The 18,776-nt window shown below is 61.3% G+C and carries 18 protein-coding genes; 10 read left to right on the forward strand and 8 right to left on the reverse strand.

Annotated elements, in window-relative coordinates:
• The first annotated feature begins 48 nt into the window (after positions 1–48).
• The 5 genes from CH268_RS04290 to CH268_RS04310 all read left to right on the forward strand — a co-directional run bounded on the left by CH268_RS04290 (position 49) and on the right by CH268_RS04310 (position 4,761).
• The gene (locus CH268_RS04290; protein ID WP_094662538.1) at positions 49–624 is read left to right on the forward strand and encodes an NADPH-dependent F420 reductase; all 576 of its coding nucleotides are present in this window, start codon (positions 49–51) and stop codon (positions 622–624) included.
• Positions 625–656: 32 nt separating this feature from the next.
• Positions 657–1,820, forward strand: coding sequence for a luciferase domain-containing protein (locus CH268_RS04295; protein ID WP_094662540.1), 1,164 nt, complete (start codon positions 657–659; stop codon positions 1,818–1,820).
• Complete coding sequence (locus CH268_RS04300) at positions 1,817–2,593, forward strand: 2-keto-4-pentenoate hydratase (RefSeq protein WP_094662542.1); 777 nt, start codon at positions 1,817–1,819, stop codon at positions 2,591–2,593. The genes CH268_RS04295 and CH268_RS04300 overlap by 4 nt, the downstream gene beginning before the upstream one ends.
• Before the next feature lie 77 nt (positions 2,594–2,670).
• Positions 2,671–3,612 (forward strand): aldo/keto reductase, encoded by a 942-nt coding sequence (locus tag CH268_RS04305; protein ID WP_094662544.1) that lies wholly within the window; start codon positions 2,671–2,673, stop codon positions 3,610–3,612.
• A 231-nt stretch (positions 3,613–3,843) separates the two neighbouring features.
• Positions 3,844–4,761, forward strand: a complete 918-nt coding sequence (locus CH268_RS04310) for a LysR family transcriptional regulator (RefSeq protein WP_094662546.1) — start codon at positions 3,844–3,846, stop codon at positions 4,759–4,761.
• 28 nt (positions 4,762–4,789) lie between these two features.
• Here the strand turns inward: CH268_RS04310 and CH268_RS04315 are convergent, their stop codons facing one another.
• Positions 4,790–5,578, reverse strand: a complete 789-nt coding sequence (locus tag CH268_RS04315) for a CoA-transferase subunit beta (RefSeq protein WP_094662548.1) — start codon at positions 5,576–5,578, stop codon at positions 4,790–4,792.
• Entirely contained in the window at positions 5,575–6,525 is a 951-nt protein-coding gene (locus CH268_RS04320) for a CoA transferase subunit A (RefSeq protein WP_094662550.1), read from the reverse strand. Before CH268_RS04320 ends, CH268_RS04315 begins: the two co-directional genes overlap by 4 nt.
• Before the next feature lie 244 nt (positions 6,526–6,769).
• On the opposite strand from CH268_RS04320, the gene CH268_RS04325 reads away from it, so the two are divergent.
• From CH268_RS04325 to fabG, 3 genes are read left to right on the forward strand one after another with little or no spacing between them, the layout of a single operon-like run.
• Positions 6,770–7,228: a VOC family protein gene (locus tag CH268_RS04325; protein WP_094641594.1), complete on the forward strand. Its 459-nt coding sequence runs from the start codon at positions 6,770–6,772 to the stop codon at positions 7,226–7,228.
• The gene (locus tag CH268_RS04330; protein ID WP_094662552.1) at positions 7,225–8,223 is read left to right on the forward strand and encodes a cyclase family protein; all 999 of its coding nucleotides are present in this window, start codon (positions 7,225–7,227) and stop codon (positions 8,221–8,223) included. The genes CH268_RS04325 and CH268_RS04330 overlap by 4 nt, the downstream gene beginning before the upstream one ends.
• A 45-nt stretch (positions 8,224–8,268) precedes the next feature.
• Positions 8,269–9,024 (forward strand): 3-oxoacyl-ACP reductase FabG, encoded by a 756-nt coding sequence (fabG, locus tag CH268_RS04335; protein ID WP_094662554.1) that lies wholly within the window; start codon positions 8,269–8,271, stop codon positions 9,022–9,024.
• A gap of 71 nt (positions 9,025–9,095) precedes the next feature.
• On the opposite strand, the gene CH268_RS04340 is transcribed toward fabG, so the two are convergent.
• Both CH268_RS04340 and CH268_RS04345 read right to left on the reverse strand, forming a co-directional pair.
• Complete coding sequence (locus CH268_RS04340) at positions 9,096–10,199, reverse strand: mandelate racemase/muconate lactonizing enzyme family protein (protein WP_094662556.1); 1,104 nt, start codon at positions 10,197–10,199, stop codon at positions 9,096–9,098.
• A gap of 91 nt (positions 10,200–10,290) precedes the next feature.
• Positions 10,291–11,655, reverse strand: a complete 1,365-nt coding sequence (locus CH268_RS04345; RefSeq protein WP_094662558.1) for an MFS transporter — start codon at positions 11,653–11,655, stop codon at positions 10,291–10,293.
• Between the two features lie 413 nt (positions 11,656–12,068).
• On the opposite strand from CH268_RS04345, the gene CH268_RS04350 reads away from it, so the two are divergent.
• Positions 12,069–12,815, forward strand: coding sequence for an SDR family NAD(P)-dependent oxidoreductase (locus CH268_RS04350; RefSeq protein ID WP_176457839.1), 747 nt, complete (start codon positions 12,069–12,071; stop codon positions 12,813–12,815).
• Between the two features lie 113 nt (positions 12,816–12,928).
• On the opposite strand, the gene CH268_RS04355 is transcribed toward CH268_RS04350, so the two are convergent.
• From CH268_RS04355 to CH268_RS04370, 4 genes are read right to left on the reverse strand one after another with little or no spacing between them, the layout of a single operon-like run.
• A complete protein-coding gene (locus CH268_RS04355; protein WP_094662562.1) occupies positions 12,929–13,756 on the reverse strand; it encodes an alpha/beta fold hydrolase in 828 nt (275 codons plus the stop codon).
• Positions 13,757–13,802: 46 nt separating this feature from the next.
• The gene (locus CH268_RS04360; protein WP_094662564.1) at positions 13,803–15,248 is read right to left on the reverse strand and encodes an aldehyde dehydrogenase family protein; all 1,446 of its coding nucleotides are present in this window, start codon (positions 15,246–15,248) and stop codon (positions 13,803–13,805) included.
• Between the two features lie 42 nt (positions 15,249–15,290).
• On the reverse strand, positions 15,291–16,397 hold the full coding sequence (locus tag CH268_RS04365; RefSeq protein ID WP_037150283.1) for an NAD(P)-dependent alcohol dehydrogenase: 1,107 nt from the start codon (positions 16,395–16,397) through the stop codon (positions 15,291–15,293).
• Complete coding sequence (locus CH268_RS04370) at positions 16,394–17,683, reverse strand: MFS transporter (protein WP_255182288.1); 1,290 nt, start codon at positions 17,681–17,683, stop codon at positions 16,394–16,396. Before CH268_RS04370 ends, CH268_RS04365 begins: the two co-directional genes overlap by 4 nt.
• Before the next feature lie 261 nt (positions 17,684–17,944).
• Here CH268_RS04370 and CH268_RS04375 point away from each other — a divergent pair, with 261 nt between their 5' ends.
• Entirely contained in the window at positions 17,945–18,757 is an 813-nt protein-coding gene (locus CH268_RS04375; protein WP_094662566.1) for a PaaX family transcriptional regulator, read from the forward strand.
• Positions 18,758–18,776 lie beyond the last annotated feature (19 nt).

The following is an 18,776-nucleotide window of genomic DNA, read 5'->3' on the forward strand; positions in this document are numbered from 1 at the left end:
CGCAAGGTTGAAGCATCAACCAAGTGGCATCTTGACGAGGAGTTAGACATGGCAGCTGTATCGGTCATCGGCACCGGCAATATGGGCAAGGCAATCGCAGCGCTGGCAGTCAAGGGCGGACACTCCGTTCAGGTGTTGGCCCGCGCAGACTCCGACACACCGGTGTCCGGAGACATCGTCGTGTTGGCATTGCCGTTCGCAGCGCTCGACAGTGTGGTCGCCGAACGCGGCTCCTCGTTCGCGGGCCGCATCGTCGTCGACATCACCAACCCGGTGAACTTCGAGACCTTCGATTCTCTGACGGTTCCGGCCGATAGCTCAGCGACCGCCTACCTGGCAGCCGCCCTGCCGAACTCACACGTGCTCAAGGCTTTCAATACCAATTTTGCCGGTACCCTGGTCGAAGGAAAGATCGGAGAGGCCGTCACCACCGTGCTCATCGCCGGCGACGACGCAGACGCCAAGTCCTCACTCGCCGACGTCGTCGGTTCGGCAGGGCTCGCCGCGGTCGATGCAGGGTCCCTCGGACGGGCACGCGAATTGGAAAGCGTCGGCTTCCTGCAAATGACACTCGCCGCCGGCGAGAAGATTTCGTGGACCGGTGGATTCGCGCTCACGTCCTGACTCGTCCCATTCTCGACGGAAGTCACGCACGCATGAATGAATTTGCAGATCCGGTTGTTGCGGCTTTCGGATCCACCCACCCTGACGCGCCGTTGGTCGTACTGCTCCACGGCCGAGGATCCAACGAGCTTGACATCATCACGCTCGCAGCACATTTGCCGATCGGCCCTTCCTACGTGGCAGTGCGTGCGCCGATAGCGGAAGGTGGTGGGTTCGCGTGGTTTGCCAACCGTGGAATCGGCAGACCTGTCGCGGCGTCCCTCGGTTCCCCTATGGGGTGGTTCCGCACATGGTTGGACGATTTTGCGGCGGCCGGTCGGCCGGTGATGCTCGCCGGCTTCAGTGGCGGTGCGGCATTCGCTGGTGGTCTTGCTCTCGCTGATCCGGCGCGATACGCCGGTGTTGCGATAATGTACGGCACGCTTCCGTTCGACGCGGGTGTTCCGGTCGATGCTGGACGCCTTGCGCACCTTCCGGTGTTCATTGCGCAGGGAGACGCCGACCAGGTCATTCCCGTCGAATTGCTCTCGCGTACTTGGGAATACGTTCTGTCCGAGTCCGGCGCACCGGCAGACTCACATCGAGACCCGGGCGGGCATGGGATGAGTGCGTCGGTGGTATCGGCTCTGGGCGAATGGATTGCGTACCGACTCCGTTTTCGCGAGAACCATCAGGTTCCGGTGCCGGGGCCCCGACGAGCGATCGAGTGGTCGACCATGGCGGGCGGCGCATTGCCTGCCCGTCACGGCAGCCACCCGGACGTGTCATGGGCAATTCCACAGCAGCAGTTGTCGGATAATTCCCCGGTGGAGTTGCAGGAACAACTGTTGGCACAGATCGGATCTCTCGACGGTGTGGCTGTGGGACCGTCGCACATCTCGGTCCCCGGAGCGCGTGCACTCACGCTGGACGACTCGTCTGCTGGGGTGGATGGCTTTCTCGTTCCATCGGTAGGCGAGTTCGCTCACCTGCATCCGCCCCAGGACGGTTCGCTGCACCTAGTGTTGCCTTCTGACCAGGCCGCGGATCTGGTCACGAAGGGGTACGGGCGTATGCACCCCTGGGCAGGAACGCGACTCGCAGTCGGGTTCGTCTTGGTGTACGGGCCGCGGGATGCCGAAGAGCTGGACGTCGTTCGTCGGATCGTCGAGACCAGTTACAACTTCGCACAAGGCAGAATCGGGTCTGCGACGTGACAATCGCTGCAGAAGCGGCAGCGGCGCGGTTGTCCCAAGCACGCCGTTCCGGTATGACGATCGAGCCATTCAGTGATGTCGATCCGAGTGTGGATGCCACGTGGGGCTATTCGGTACAGGATCTCGATCGACAGAACCGCCGCGCGAACAGCGAGAATGTCATCGGTGCCAAGCTCGGACTGACGACCCTGGCCAAGCAGCGGAGAATCGGAGTGGACACCCCGGTCGTCGGATTCTTGACCGATGCGATGATGGTCGAAGCCGATCGCGTGTCGGTTGAGTTGGAGCGGTGGGTTCAACCGCGCATAGAACCCGAAATTGCATTCGTCACCGCTCGTGACATTTCCGGACCCATCACTCGCGCGGAGGCTGCGGCACTCGTCGACTTCGTCACGGTTGGGGCGGAAATAATCGACTCTCGTTTCAACGATTATCGTTTCGGCTTGGCCGACGTGATCTCCGACAACACCAGCGCCGCCGGTTTGATAGTCGGACCGCGGCATCGGTTGGCCGACATCGATGATCTTTCTGCGGTGCAGTGCGTCGTCGAGGTGAACGGGGTCGACGTTCGGGAAGCACTGGGTTCTGCGGTGCTCGGGGACCCGCTGCTGTCGTTGGTAGTGCTCGCCCGACATCTGGCCGATCGCGGTGAGACGCTGTCTGCCGGTTCAGTTGTGCTTGCAGGTGCACTGACCGACTCCGTACCACTGAACACGGACTGCCGTTATGCACTTCGCGTCGAGAGCCTCGGTGCTGTGTACGTCGCGCTCTGACAATCGATATACGAAACAATTCAAGATCACATGGACTCCGGCTGTCACCGGAACACACAACAGGCAAGGAATTCTTCATGGTTACGATCGGCACCTCATCGCTAGAGGTCTACCCACTCGCATTGGGCGGCAACACCTTCGGCTGGACCACCGATGAAGACGCATCGTTCGAGATTCTCGACGCCTTTACCGCCGGCGGCGGCAACTTCATCGACACCGCCGATTCGTACTCCGCCTTCGCGGACGGAAATTCTGGTGGAGAGTCCGAGACCGTCATCGGCAACTGGACGACTAGGCGCAACAACCGCGACGATGTCGTGATCGCAACCAAGGTCAGCCAGCACCCCGACTTCATGGGGCTCTCGGCGTCCAACATCGCCGCGGCCGCCGACGCGTCGTTAAAGCGCCTGCAGTCCGATCACATCGACCTCTACTATGCGCACTACGACGACGAGACGGTGCCGCTGGTCGAGACCCTCGGTGCGTTCGACGCGCTGGTGACCGCCGGTAAAGTCCGTTACGTTGCGATCTCGAACTACAGCCCCGAGCGCATTCGCGAATGGGTGGCCACCGCAAAGGACAACAATTTCGCCGCACCGGTTGCGCTGCAGCCCGAGTACAACCTCGTCGCCCGCAGCGACTACGAGGGTGAGCGACAGCAGTTGGCACTCGACAACGATCTCGGTGTGTTTCCGTACTTTGCCCTCGCGGCAGGATTCCTCACCGGCAAATACCGCACGCAGGACGATTTCACGACGCACGTTCGTAGCACGATGGCCAAGGGATACTTCTCCGATGCAGGTCTTGCCGTTGTGTCGGCCCTTGACGACATCGCTTCGGCTCACTCCGCCGAAATCTCTTCGGTGGCGTTGGCGTGGTTGCTGGCCCAGTCTGGAGTTACGGCACCTATTGCCAGTGCCAGCAAGATCTCCCAGTTGGCCGCGCTGCTCGCCGCCCCCGAGCTGACTCTTGAGTCGGACGAAATCGACCGACTGACCACGCTCTCCGACGCTGTCTGATTTCACAAGTCCGATAATTCGGGCCAATGGACCCGGACCGGATGAGACGTGACAACCGGCGCGCATGAAGACGATCTTCGTCCCCATGCGCGTCGTCGTCGATAGAGCAGTCAGCAGGACCACTGGTCGCACTTGTCCATTGCACGCAACGGCATCGAAGTCATTTGGTATCTTTCAGGGATCAATGCATGAGATTTTGAGACAGCAAAAGAATCAATGTGGAGGCCGAGTATGGACCTCAGGCACTTCGAAGCGTTCATCGCCGTAGCCGAGGAGCTGCACTTCAGCAGAGCTGCGGAGCGGCTGCGCATCGCCCAGCCACCGCTCAGTCAGCGGATCCGGCAGATGGAGAAGGAGTTGGGGGTCGCTCTGTTCGTCCGGAGCACACGGGCGGTCTCGCTGACTCCGGCCGGTGAATCGCTGCTGGGCCCGGCTCGCAAAGTGGTGTCAGGTGCCGCCGAGGCGCGGGACGCGGCACTGTCGGGCGCTGCGGGCGAGTCTGGGCGGGTGACCATCGGATTCGCCGGTGCTTCCAGTCGCATCGCTTTACCCCAATTGGCAGGTGCCGTCCGCGACCGCTTTCCGAAGGTGGACCTGCAACTGCGTGGTCAGACGTACGCGAATTCAGCCCTCGAACAGGTCCGGGAAGGTTCGCTGGATCTGGGATTCGTCCGCCTGCCTTTCCTCAGCAGGGGAGTGGACTACGTGGTTATCGAGCGTGAAGAGTTGATCTGTGCGCTCCCGTCGTCTCACCGGCTGGCCCATCGACCGACTGTCGCTCTGTCGGATCTGGTCGACGAACCGTTCGTGACCTTTCCCGCGAACTCGGGGTCGAGTTTGCACGCCATCGGCGTTCAGGCGTGCGCGCACGCAGGTTTCCAGCCGCGGGTAGCTCAAGCTGCGCCGGATTCCTACACCATTCTGGCGATGGTGGCGGCCGGGGTCGGCGTCACGCTCACGCTGAGCTCCTGCAAGGACATTCAGCCTTACGGGCTGGTGTACAAATCCATCTCGGACTTCACCCCAGCGTTGCACTCAGCCCTTGCATGGAACACCGAGTCGGCTTCCCCGGCAACACATTCGGTGGTGTCCGTCGCGAAGTCGCTGTTTGCGCAACGTGACTCGCAGACGCAGTCTCCGGACGCATGAGCTAGAGCAACCCTCAGGGTTGGTTGCTCTATCTCAGATAGACACGATTCGGGTCGATGTGATGCCGCAACAGGTCGAGCTGATGCAAGTCCGGTTCGGGTAGCTCGACGATATTGCGTGCAAGCTTCAGAGGCCAACCGGTCGCCTCGCTCACTGTAGTCGGGTCGACACCCGGGGAGACAGCGACGAGTTCGAGTTCGTCGTACATGCCTTCGCGGGCCAGAACTCCTAGCTCGGTGTACACCTTGGTGACGCCCCGGCCGAATGGGCGTCCACCGGCGCGCCGTATGCGTTCGGGTCCGGGAGAAGTGCAGAAGTCCAGTTCGTCGACGAAGGATTGCGGATTGTGTCGACGCATGATCACGTGGACTTCCCGAGCATTCATCATCACTTCGTGGGCACCGCCCGAACCTGGCAACCGATTGTCCGGCTTGTGCCAATCTCCGATGACCGACGAGTTCAGGTTTCCGTATCTGTCGATCTGCGCAGCGCCGAGGAAGCCGACATCGACGCGGCCACCCTGAAGTACGTAGCCGAAAAGCGCGGGCAGAGTCAGGACGGCCTCAGCACCTGTGATGAGCACCGAATCTGCAATGGTTGCGGGCAGTTCGCTGGGATGCGCGCCAGTGACCCCGGACTCGTAGACCACCTCGATGTCGGGTGCCACGGTCTGCTGAGCCAGGGCGACGACCACTGTCGGCAGACCGATTCCGGCGAACACGATCCGTTTTGCTGCGAGATCTCGAGCGGCGGTGATCGTGAGCATTTCGGCCTGAGTGGCTCCGCGGAGTGTCGTTGTGTCTACATCGTTCGTCATAGCGGGATCCTTCTTCCGTAATCGATGGGAGTGCTTTCGGCTCGTCCGACAGCCAAGCCATCGATGCGGGCGAAGCCGAGTTTGTCCAGATAACCGAGATGGTTCTGCGTTTCGACGACCCACTCCTGGAGCCAGGCGATGAGCCGCTCGTGGTCGGCACTGATGTGCGCCCATTCCAGATAGAACGCGTTGTCTCGGTCGTAGTAGCCCTGAGCGAACGACGGATGGGCACCCATCGGCACGGGTACGACCGCGTCGATGGCATGTGACGGCAAAATCGTTCGGTTCGGGTCTCCACGCACGATGTCGTCGTCGACGATCTCTTCCACAGTGACGATCACACGGTCTGCGGCAAAAGCCGCCTCGGCCTGAATGCCGGTCAGACCCCACATCTGGATGTTGCCGAGTCTGTCGGATCGCTGCGCATGAATGATTGTCACATCCGGGTTGATCGGGGGGACCACATAAATTTTGTCCCGCGTTCCATCTGGTCCGGGGAACGGTGACTCGACCTGCCGGTAGTCGGGGTTGACACTCGGGAGGTCGCTGCCGGTGATGGACCGCAGCGGGTAGAAGGGAAGTCGTTGTGCACCAGCGAGATAGCGGCACACCATGCTGTGGTGCGTATATTCGACGAATTCGAGTGGTGCGGGATCGGCTCGTTCTATGCGGCGTCGCAGCTCACCGAGGGAGCCCGCCGAGGAATTGCCGATGAATGATGACACCAAGGTCGATATGCATCCTGCGGCCACCAACTGGTCGGCGATGATGTCTGCCGTCATTCGAACCAGTGTCAAGTCGGTCAGGCCCTGGCGAATCATCTCGTGCCCTGCCGCCACCGGTATGGCATGCGTGAAGCCCTCGATGGACACCACATCTCCGGAGTGAACATGTTCTGCGATGGCATCTTCGAGCGAGGCGACCTTGCTCCGGTCTACGGTTGTCACGTTGGTTTCTCCTGTCGGTGCGCTGCTCGATGAGCCTGCCTGCTCAATTGTTTCGAGTCCAATATCCAAAATGGTCGTTTTAAGACGTTGGCGAGATCAGTCAGAGCGGGACCCCTTGCGTCCGGACGGTAGATCAATCGAGAAACATTGATATCGAGGGCCTCTGAATTGGTGTCGTCACAGTATTGGACGGGTCGCTTTGTGGCTTGCGACACTCGGGTGACCATCTTCGAAAGGAATCACCGTGGAGCTTCGACTTCATCACGTCAACGTCACGTCCGACGACATGGAAGAGCTGGGTAGGTTTTACTCCGACGCTCTCGGCCTGGGCGAGATTCCCAGCCCAGCGATGATCGCAACCTCGCGCTCGACCGGTAGCGGCGAATCGGGAGACGACGAATGGGCCACTCGCGCAAAGTTCTACGATGCCGGCGACAAGGATGAGCTCCAACTCCACGCGACCCGGCGGCAGCCTTATCTTGCGCTGACCGAAGGTCACACCGTGAATCCGCTCATCGGCGGGCATGTCGCATTCCGAACAGACGATATTCAAGAATTGATGCGCCGATTGCGCGAGCACAACATCCCCTTCGACGACTGGGGTATCTGGTCGGTGGAGGGGTGGTACCAGATCTTCTTCACCGACCCCGCCGGAAACATGATCGAGGTTCATCAAGTCATGGAGGCAGAAGAACAGTCATGAGTGGCGCGTCGTCGGGACCAGGGTTGCCGACCTACGCACAGCTGCAGCAACGACCCGATGATGTACGCGGCACCGCGTGGGGACTCTTCGGCTGGGACGATCAGTTGGGGAGCCTCAATCATCTGACCGCCGCTCGGGTCGTCGCTGCGGCCCGTCTGGTCACGACCGGCCATCGCGTCAACCTCAACCTGTCGCTGTCGGCCTTCGCCATACCGCTCATCGCCCACCGCGGTAACCCAGTGCACGAAGTGTTCGGGCTCAACGAGTTTCATCGAGACGATCGAGTGGACAGCTTCTACCCACAAGCGTCGACACAGATCGACAGTCTTCGACACTTCGCCCACCCCGACCGTGGTTTCTACAACGGGGCAGACCCGGACGACATCGTCGCAGGCAACGAGTCCCTTGGAATCCAGCACGTCGCTGCCGACGGAATCGCCGGTCGTGGCGTACTCCTCGACGTTTCTGGATATCGGAAGTCCTGTGGGAAGCCCATCGACCACAGCACCAACGAACAGATCGGTGTCGAGGATCTGGAAGCCACGGCGCGCTGGCAGAACGTCGTTCTCGAGCCCGGAGACATTCTGCTCCTGAGATTCGGCTGGACCGAGCATTTCGTCGTCGATGCCAACCCGTACGAGGGTCGGTCGGTGGGACTCGAGCAGTCCGAGGAGATGGCCGCCTGGTTGTGGGACAGCCAGTTTGCGCTGGTTGCCGCGGACAATGTCGCGTTGGAGGCCTGGCCGTCGGATCACTCGGGTCTGCCAACAGTGCAGGCAGAAGCCACCGGAGCACTGCCACATTCGTCGCATACTGGAATGCTGCATCGCATCTTGATTCCCCTGCTGGGCATCTATATCGGCGAATTGTGGGATCTCGAAGAACTGTCGCAACGATGCAAGGACACCGGGCGCTTCGAATTCTTCGTCACGGCCGAGCCGTTGAATCTGCTCGGCGGGGTCGGCTCCCCGGCAAATGCTCTGGCCATTCTCTGAGTTCTGCCGACGTACGTGCAGGCCGCAGCGACTGCGCCCTGCCTCATGAAAGGAAATACTGTGCTGTTGGAAGGGAAGACCGCCGTTGTCACCGGAGGGCCGGGAGGGCTCGGCCGGGCTATCGCGTCTGCATTTCTCGCGCAGGGCGCGAATGTGGTCCTCACCGATATTTCGGAGACAGCCCTCGACCGGGCGCGCGCGGATCTCGATGCTGGCGACAAACTCATCAGCGTCACCGGTGACGTGTCGTCTGCGTCCGACGTGAAGATGGCTGGTGCCGCTGCAGTGAATCAGTTTGGTTCGCTTGACATCTGGGTCAACAACGCGGGTTTCACCCGCGATGCGACCATGCGTCGCATGACCGAAGACGAATTCGACGATGTGATCCGTGTGCATCTCAAGGGTGCCTGGTTGGGTACTAGAGAAGCTGCGGCCATCATGCGTGAACAGGACGGCGGCGGGTCGATCGTCAACATGTCCTCGATCTCGGGGAAGGTGGGCATGATCGGACAGAGTAACTACAGCGCGGCCAAGGCCGGCATCGTCGGTCTGACCAAGGCTGCGGCGAAGGAAGTCGGATTTGCCGGTGTCCGAGTCAATGCTGTGCAGCCCGGGATCATCGATACCCCGATGACATCGGGATTACCGCAGAAGGTCATGGAGTCCAAGCTGGCGGAAGTTCCGATGAACCGATTCGGTCGACCGGACGAAGTTGCCGGGGCGGTGCTTTTCCTTGCCAGTCCGATGTCCAGCTACGTTACCGGCACGGTACTGGAGGTGACCGGAGGACGACACATCTAGAGTTCTCGGACACTGACAGTCGCCGATGCCGGTGCAGGACAACGTTCCTGCACCGGCATCGGCGTCGGTCCCTACTTGTCTGTTCGGTAACGACTCAATTTGTCCGGATCGACGCTGACCCCGACGCCCGGACCGACCGGGATCTTCATGACACCGTCGCGAATGGCCAGGGGCTCGGCGATCAGATCGTCGGCGAGGTCGAGGTAGTTCGACAACTCCCCGGGGCGCGAATGAGTGGCCTTGAACGCCGAGCCGAATGCGACCGTTGCCGCTGAACCGATCTGAGTGTCGATCTGATTTCCCATGAGGACATCGACGCCCATTCCCTGGCAGAGGCCCAGGACCGCAACACCGTTGGTAAAGCCCCCGCGTGCGGTCTTGATGCTCACGGCATTGCATCCGCCGGACATCAGTTCTCGGGATACGTCACCGGGGCGTGGAACGCTTTCGTCGCCCACGATAGGAATCGTGGACGTCGACACCAGTCGACGTCTGCCCATCGTTTCCCTTGCGTCGCAGGGCTCTTCGAACAGGCTCGTTCGAGAATCGACCAGCGACGGCAACGCCGCGATCGCTTCGTTCGCGGTCCAACCTCGGTTGGCATCGACGTACAGTTCGATATCGTCGTCGAGCTCGCGTGCCAGTACCGCGCACAATTCGAGGTCCAGCTCGATCGGGCGGCGACCGACCTTGATCTTGAATGCTCGTATTCCGTGTTCGCTCACGAAATATCGGGCTTCGTCCAGTACCTCTTGCGCGCTGTGAAACCCGAGCATGTGTGACACCCGCAGGTGATCCGAGTAGCCACCCAACAGCTTCGAGACCGATACTCCCAGGGTGATGCCGAGTGCATCCCAGATCGCGATGTCGATCGCTCCTTTGGCGACGTCGTTGTGCACCGTGCGGTCGAGGATCGCGCTGATTCGTTCACGCTCGAGAATTGACTGCCCGACAAGGGCCGGGCCGAACACATCGTCGATGACGGCCACGATCGAGCGTTGGGTCTCACCGTAGGTGTAGGGCCGCGGCGGTGCATCGGCGATACCGATGACGCCGTCACTGGTGTGAACCCGAATCAGAACGTGGTCCGCGACGGTCACCTCGCCGCTGGCAAACTTCAGGGGCTTTCGGAATGGGATGGCGTACGGAATTGCCTCGATCTTTTCGATCTTCATGACGTGGTGCACCTTTCGATCCAGTGTGCGTCGAGCATGGGTGTGCGGTCGGGCCCGCCGGGCCCGACCGCACACCCACGTGGGGTCAATTTCAGCGAGCGTCGATTGCAGTGGGATCCAGATCCACCTTCGTTTTGGTGTGGAGTCCTCCGGTGACCTTGTCCGTCCATCGACTCATCGCGAAAACCAGGATGGCGGCGGCGACGAAGAAGCCGGACATGATGAGCAGGCCGGTCTCACTCGATCCCGTTCTGTCCTGCAGGAAGCCGAACAGGTACGGGCCGATCAGCCCGCTGAGGCTGGCAAGGCCGTTGATCATCGCGAGGGCTACAGCAGCCAGACCCGCAGTGAACACCTGCGCAGGCATGGAGTTGAACGAAGGAAGTGAACCGAAGAAACCACCGGCCGCGAGGCTGATGCCGAGCAGTGCGAGGTAGGGATTGCCGGTCAAGGCCGCGGTCGCCAGTCCAACTGCGCCGGCTATCTGAAGGATGGTCATGTGCCAGGTGCGCTCACCGGTCTTGGACACGTTCTTCGAGACGAGGATCATGACTACGGCCGCGAATGCCCACGGTATGGCCGACACCATTCCCGATGCCACGAAACCGAGATCGAATTGGCTGCGAACGATCGTGGGGAGGAAGTACGCAATCGTCCAGTAACCGATTGTCATGCAGAAGTACAGGATCGTGAACGCCCATGCAGCGGGGCGACGCAGCACAGCCCACAGGTACTTGATCTCGTGGCCGGGGCCGTCGGGACGCTGTGCAGAGTGCTTGGCGAGGTATTCCTTTTCGGACGCATCGAGCCACTTGGCCTCCGACGGTCCGTTGGGAAGGCGGAGGTAGATGTAGGCCGCGAGGGCGATGGCGGGAATGCCCTCGATCAGGAACGCCCAGCGCCATCCTGCCAGTCCGAAAAGTCCATCCAACGACAGCAGCGACGAGGTCAGGATGGATCCGACGGCGAGTGCGATGGGCACCGCCAGGTTCAACATCGAGTAAGTCTTGGGGAGCATGCGTGGGGGACACCAGAAGGCCAGGAACAGCAGCGCACCGGGTGAGAATCCAGCCTCGGCGACGCCGAGCATTATTCGCACTATGTAGAGCGTGACGTCGTTCTGGACGAACCCCATGAGCATCGTGCAGGCACCCCAGCTGACCATGATGCGGGCAAGCCATACTCGAGCTCCGAATTTGGCCATTGCCATGTTGGACGGGATCTCGAAGAAGCAGTAGCCGATGTAGAACAACCCAGCGGCCAGCCCGAATGTTGCGGCGGACAGTCCTAGGTCCTCCGACATCGGTCCGGCCAGAACACCGATGTTGGCTCTGTCGATATACGAGATGAACATTCCCAGCATGATGACCGGGATCACCCGCCGAAGAGTCTTCTTGTAGATCCGGACTTCGATGTCGTCGACGGGTGAATCGTCCGACGTGAGTTGGTTTTTCATCGGTTGGCTCCTCGGGAATACGATTGTGCGGTGCGTGTCCGGTGCTGTGGCGGCTGCAGGCGGGGTGTTGCGGATGGGACTCCCGCGCGCCGCGTTCTACGTGCTCGTGTGATCCACAGCACTTGCTGCTCAGGCGACTATAGGTATGCGCGGCCATCTCTGACCAATACCAATCAGCTGTACTTTCAGTGCAAAATTTGATGAATCCCGAAGAGGCGGGCTACGTCGACAGTCGACGAGGCCGTTGATCCGGACAGGCTCGGTTATCCGTCGTTGATATGAATACGTCGCAATCGAGTATTGGACGACATCCACTGTGGGGTGAACGCTCGAAGCCAGCGCAACACCGCGCAGCGCCGTGTGGTCATCGATGCCCAGATGACGGTGGCGGCCATCGACTTCAGGAGTTCAAAGTGAGTACTGCCCGACATGAGGGTGCCTACCTGGTTACAGGTGGGGCCGGCGCTATCGGTGCTGCCATCTGTGAGCGTCTGGTGGACATGGGACTCTCCGTTGTGGTCGCAGACGCGAACGAGCAGGCCGCGAAGGACGTTGCCGGCCGCCTGAAATGCGACTACGCGACGGTCGATCTCCGCAACCGTGAGAGCGTCGAGGATGTCGTCGCAACCGTTGTCCGCGAGCACTCCGCCATCCGTGGTGTCGTCAACTGTGCCGGCGTTACTCGGTTGATGGACTTCTTCGAAATCTCGACAGAGGACTGGCAGTGGATGATGGATATAAATGCGTTGGGGACAATGCACGTCATGCAGGCCGCAGGTGCCCGGATGAGGGATGCAGGAACCGGCGGAAGCATCGTCAACATCGCCTCCGTTGCAGGTAAAGGTTATCGGCAGACATCCAACGCTGCCTACGCCGCAACCAAGGGCGCTGTTCTCGCACTCACCAAGGTTGCTGCGATTCAGCTGGCCCCGTTCAATATCCGTGTCAATGCCGTGTGCCCGGGTCCTACGAACTCGCCGCTGCTGAACGTGCACAATACGCCCGAAGCACAGGGCCGAATCGAGGAAATGGTGGCACACGTACCGCTGCGCCGCTTCAGCGAACCGTCCGATATCGCTGCCGCCGTTGCGTATCTGCTCATGGCGAATTCGGTAACCGGGCAGTCCATGAATGTCGACGGCGGCTTGGTCTTCGATTGATGCGCTGACGTCGTGCCACTTGGGCTCTCAGCGGACCCCGGATCGACACCGCCGCCCCGGCACTCCTGGAAGTGAGTGCCGGGGCGGCGGTGTCGCAGGCCTCTGTACCAGTGTCAGCGGTCGAGGAACGTGTTGATCGTCGAGGCGACCTGACCCGGATCCACGAGGTTCGCAAAGTGGGCTTGTCCCGTCAAAACGTGTTTCGATACGTCGCGGAGCCTGGAATCCAAGTAGGCAGAAGCACCGACGAGATGCTTCGGACTATGTTCGCCCACGAGAAGCAGAGTCCTGGTTGTCGATTCGCCGTACTCCGGCATGACCGACGCGCTTGAATCGATCTGTTCCAACTCGCGAGTCCAGGTGGGTGCGAGCGAGAGAAACAATCCCCACAACGGTGTCGCCGCAATGGCTTCCGTCTCGGCTGCGGGTGCTCGAATGAAGTGCTCCATAGCAATTCGCATCGCCGCGTCGTTGTCGGACGCTGCGATCGCTGCCGCATACGGGGCGAGATACTGCCCCGCGACCGGCCCCTCCACCGGTAGTGGCGGCTCGTACAACACCAGGGACGCCACCTGCGAACCTTGTCGAACGGCTTCGAGGGTGCATATCGCGCCGTAGGAGTGACCGACCAGGGTCGGTATGCCCCCGGTCGACTCGACTGCCAGGGCGAGGACTGCCGCGATGTCGGCGGCCTCGGTCGCGAGTGTGTACTCCGGTGCATCGCCGCTCAGGCCTCGACCCCGGCGATCGAGAACGAAGACACGGTGGTCGACTGCGAGATGCGAAGCCACCTGCAGCCACGACTCCGCAGTCGAGATGCTGCCGTGCACTATCACGACAGGCGAACCGGAACCGAGGCAATGTACCCCGAGCGACGTTCCGTCGGTCGACGTGACCATCTCGGTGGTGATGTCCTCTAAGGGTGAATCAGGCTGTGCCATAGGGACACTCCTAACATCGAAGTTCAATCAGGATACGGAGGGTCGGTCACTTGAGCAGGCGAATTGAGTGCTCGTCGACGTACTCGCGCATTCCAGCTTCACCGAATTCACGGCCGATGCCGCTCTGCTTCACTCCGCCGAACGGCATCCGCAGATCGAGTGACTCGAAGGCGTGAGTGTTGATGAACGTGCTGCCGGCTTCGATTCGACGCGCAATGGCCAGACCGCGATCGGGATCGGTGGTCCACACCGAGGAGCCGAGCCCGTACTCGGAGTCGTTCGCCCACTCGACGACCTGGTTCTCGTCGTCGTACGCGATCAACGGGATGACCGGTCCGAACTGCTCGCAGCTGCTGACCGGAGCGGAGTGTTCCACGTCGCGGACCACGTGAGGAAGAATGTAGTAACCGTCGGATGCAGAATCGAGCTTACGTCCGAGCTGCACGATCTTCGCGGACGAATTCTTCGTCTCTTCGATAAGTGCGTTCACCGAGTCGTACTGAGTCTTGTTGTTCATCGGTCCGAAGCTGGCACCTTCGTCGAGGCCGTGGCCGACGGAGTACTGGTCCACACGCTCGCAGAAGGCGTCGGCAAATGTGCCGTACAAGGCGCGTGGAACGTAGATTCGCTTCACGGCGAAGCAGATCTGGCCCGAGCGAGTGAACACACCCTTGAGCATCCGGTCCAGGGCGGCATCGATGTCGACATCGTCGAGCACGATGGCCGGGTCGTTGCCGCCGAGTTCGAGGGTCAGGTTCTTGATGGTCCCCGCAGCTGCCGCCATCACCCGGCCTGCAGTAGCCGTACCCCCGGTGAAGCCGATCTTGCGAACGAGCGGATGCGAGGTGAGGGCCTGTCCCACATCGGCATTGCCGTGAACGACGTTGATGACGCCGGCAGGGAGGGTTTGCGCCATACGATGCAATGCCACGGTCAGTGCGGCCGGCGCGAAAGGCGACGGCTTGATGACGATCGTGTTCCCTGTGGCCAGCGCGGGAGCCAGCTTCATCATGGTCAGCACCACGGGCATGTTCCACGGAACGACGGCACCGACGACGCCGCGGGGAACCCGCTCGACACTGATGAAGCTTTCGTCGTCGTCGAACTGGACGGGATCGAAGAATCCGTCGACGAGGCTGGCAGTATGTTGCATGACGCCGGTGCCGAGGCCGAAGTCGGTCTGGGCTTCCCACAGCATTCCTCCGTGCTCGCGCACGAGCTGTGCGGCGAGATCGGAACCGCTCCCCGCCAACGCATCCGCAGCCGCGAGCATCAAGCGTGCGCGTTCCGCCGGGTCCACGTTGCGCCAGGACAGATAGGCGCGGTGCGCTGCCTTCACTGCGCGATCGACATCGTCGGGCGTGCCGACGGCGACGCGGGCGGCTACGTCACTCAACCTGCCCGGATCCACGACGTCGTCGTACCGATCGGAATCGGTCAACTCGTTGTCGATGAGATGGCCGACAGTGAGCAGGTCGTTCATGGTGGTCATGTGCGTTTCTCCTGGTTGTGTGCGACGTGAGGGTGACGAAAATCAGAAGACGACAACGGGTTTGACGGTCGATCCGTTCTCGGAATCTGCGAACGCTGTGTTGATGTCGTCGAGCGTGTAGTTCTTGATGAGCTTGTCGAAGGGGAAGCGTCCCTGCTCCCAGAGAAGAACCAGACGCGGAATGAACTGCTGGGGAACCGAACTCCCTTGGATGATGGTCTTGAACGTCCATCCCTTGACCAGTGACGCGCCGATCTCGAAAGTGACGTCCGTACCCGGTGCTGCCGCACCGACCAGCGCCACAGTTCCTCCGATCCCCAGGGACGCCGCCGCCTGCTGCAGCACCGAGGGAACCGCTGTGGTGTCCAACGCGTAGTCGAGCCCCTTGCCTCCGGTGATCTTGTCCAGTTCGGCGAGCACATCCTCGCTCTTGCCGTTGATGGTGTGAGTGGCTCCGATCGTCTTGGCCAGTTCGAGTCGCGAGTCGTGCAGATCGATCGCCACCACCGTGGTGCATCCTGCGATCTGGGCGGCCATGATGGCGGCAGATCCAACGGCGCCGGTGCCGAATACCGCGATCGAAGTGCCGGGTGCCGGCCGCAAGTCGTTGAGTATCGCGCCTGCGCCGGTCTGCAAGCCGCAGCCGAGCGGCGCGATGATCTCGAGCGGTGCCTTCTTGTCCACCTTGATCACGCTGGTCTCCACCACGTTGGCGTAGGTGGAGAATGCGGACTGCCCGAAGAAGTGCGAGGAAATGGCCTCCTCTCCGGCAGACAGTGAGGTCGAGCCGTCGCGTCGCGCACCACCGAAATCCTCGGCGAACAAGTTCTCGCAGTAAGCAACTCGTCCCGATCGGCACTGCACACACTTGCCGCAGTAGGCGGCGGAGAGTACGACGTGATCGCCGATCTCGACGGTGGTGATATCGGAGCCGATGGCTTCGACGACGCCCGCACCCTCGTGCCCTAGGACGGCGGGCAGGGGCGTCGGGTAGATGCCGTCGCGGACGATGGCGTCCGTGTGGCACACGCCGGACGCGACGATGCGGACCCGTACCTCGTTGGCTCGGAGGTCGTCGAGCTCGAGCTTCTCGATGGTGAGAGGATCGCCGGTGGCGCGGGCTACAGCGGCAGTAACGGTGGTGCTCACGAGTGTGCTTCTTTCGATTCGGTGTCCACCCGCATAGCGGGTGACACAGTGGTGGCGGTGGAATGGTCGGAGTGCTGTCGGGTAGCGGAGTGTCGATCACTGACGAGTAGGACAGCGAGGCAACCGATTCCGGCGAATGCTGCGAACGAGTAGAAGTTCCAGTCGACGCCCAGTGCCGAGGATGCGATCCATCCTCCGAGAATCGGCCCGAATATCGCGCCCACGCGTCCGAGTCCCAGGGACAATCCGAGGGCGGACGTTCGATCTCTGTCGCCGAAATACGTTGCAACGTAACCGTTGACGAGTATCTGCGTCCCCACTGTGCCGAGTCCCGCGATGGCGACCACGATCATGGCGGCGTAGAGCGGCAATCCGAGGCTCAGGGAGAGTATGGCGAGAACGGCGAGCAGGAAGGAGGTCACGGTCACCGGCTTGCTTCCGAATCGGTCTGCGATCCGGGAGGCGATCAGAGCGCCGGCTATCGCGCCGAGATTGAGTACGAGAAGGAATGTCAGTGAACTGCCGAGCGAATAACCGGCTTGGCGCATGATATTCGGTAGCCAGGTATTGACGCCGTAGACGAGCAGCAAACCGCAGAAAGATGCCACGACGAGCAACGCCAGCGGAACTCTGCGTGCCCCGGTGAACAACGATGACATGGTGCCGCGGCTCTCGGATGTAGTGGCCGGGGCGGCAGTGATGCCGAATTTCTCGGCGAGAGCATGGGCTTCGTCGATCCTGCCCTTGCCGACAAGGAATGCAGCCGATTCAGGAAGGTAGCGCCACGTCAGCGGCACGATCGTGACGAGCGGAAGCAGACCGAGCGCGTACATGACGCGGAAACTGTTTTCGGGAAGCAATGCCAGGGCCGAAAGCGCGGCGAGCACGCCGCCCACCGAGTAACCGCTGTACATCAGAGCGTTGTTGAACTGGCGACGTGCAGGGGGCGAGTACTCGATTGTCAGCGCGATGACAGTCGGAACGACACCGCCTAGTCCCAGCCCGCCGAGGAAGCGGAGAAGACCGAAGATCTCCGGGTTGGGGGCCAGCGCGGTCAGACCCATGAGAACGGAGAACGAGATCAACGAGGTCAGAATGATCGCGCGGGCTCCGACTCGGGGTGCCAGCCAGCCGGACAGCAGGGCGCCGAGGAGCATTCCCATCAGCGCATAGCTACCGATGGTGCCGACCTGGCCCGGTGTCAGTTCCCATTGCTGATAGGCGAGTAGAGACGGGACAGTGGTTCCGTAGACGACCAGGTCGTAACCGTCGAAGACGATGATCACGAAGCAGAGAGCTACGACGGTCGAGCTGGAACGGCGGGCGCCCGACGGGCTTGGCCCATTCGTGGCCAGGGGGTTCACCTGATTCCTCCGATGATAGGTGTTCGAACACCGGCCGATGCGATCTCGCGCAGATTCGGATGACCCCAAATGTGCGAGTCGGCTATGTGAGTACAGTCACTATGTGACAGAATGGTCTTGAAAGTCAAGAGGAATGACACATTTAAGTCGATCGGTGATCGACACAGGTGGGAGGAGGGGTCGATGCGACCACGTGCTCTGGTGTTCGACCTGTACGGGGAGTACTTCCGTTACACCGGCGGAGCGGCCAAGTTGGGCACTCTGACGGAGTTGATGGAGGTCTTCGGTATCGAATCGGCGACGGTGCGCGTCGTGATGGCGCGGCTGCGCAAAGAGGGTTGGTTCGACTCGACCAAGAGTGGTCGAGAGGTGTCCTACCTGCTCAACGAAAAGAGTTGGCGGCTGCTCGACGACGGTCGGGCTCGCATCTTCGAACGGCACTTCGACGACTGGGACCGCACGTGGACGCAGGCCCTGGTCGATGAGGAAGGGCTGGGGCGAGAGCAGCGCAAGCGCATCGAGACGGCCCTGAACTGGTACGGGTTCGGCGAATACGGTTCTGCGACATGGTTCTCGCCGCATGACAGGGAGAAGCAGTTGCGCGAAATGCTCAGTGGTGAAGACGAGCTACGGATCCAATTCCTGCGGAGTCAGACATCCGGGCTGACGAACGATCGCTCCATAGCCGATCGTTGCTGGGACCTCGCCGAACTCGGGGGTGAGTACCAGGCCTTCATCGAGGAGTTCCAGCCGCGATTGGCGGGCTTCCGTCGTGGTCTCGGTGGTCGGCAGGCGCTGGTCGAACGAATGAAACTGATTCAGAACTACCGTCGTTACCCGTTCCGTGATCCCGACCTGCCCGACGCTCTGTTGCCGCCGGGTTGGCGTGGCCGTGCTGCGCACGAGGTGTTCACCGAATGTCACGACGAACTGCGTACGAGTGCCGAGGCGTTCGTGCTCGAGGCCTCGGGAGATGCGCCGGCGGCGAAGCCCTAGACGGCTTTTATGTAACAAA

It is taken from the genome of Rhodococcus sp. 06-1460-1B (assembly GCF_002258475.1).
GTDB lineage: Bacteria > Actinomycetota > Actinomycetes > Mycobacteriales > Mycobacteriaceae > Rhodococcoides > Rhodococcoides fascians.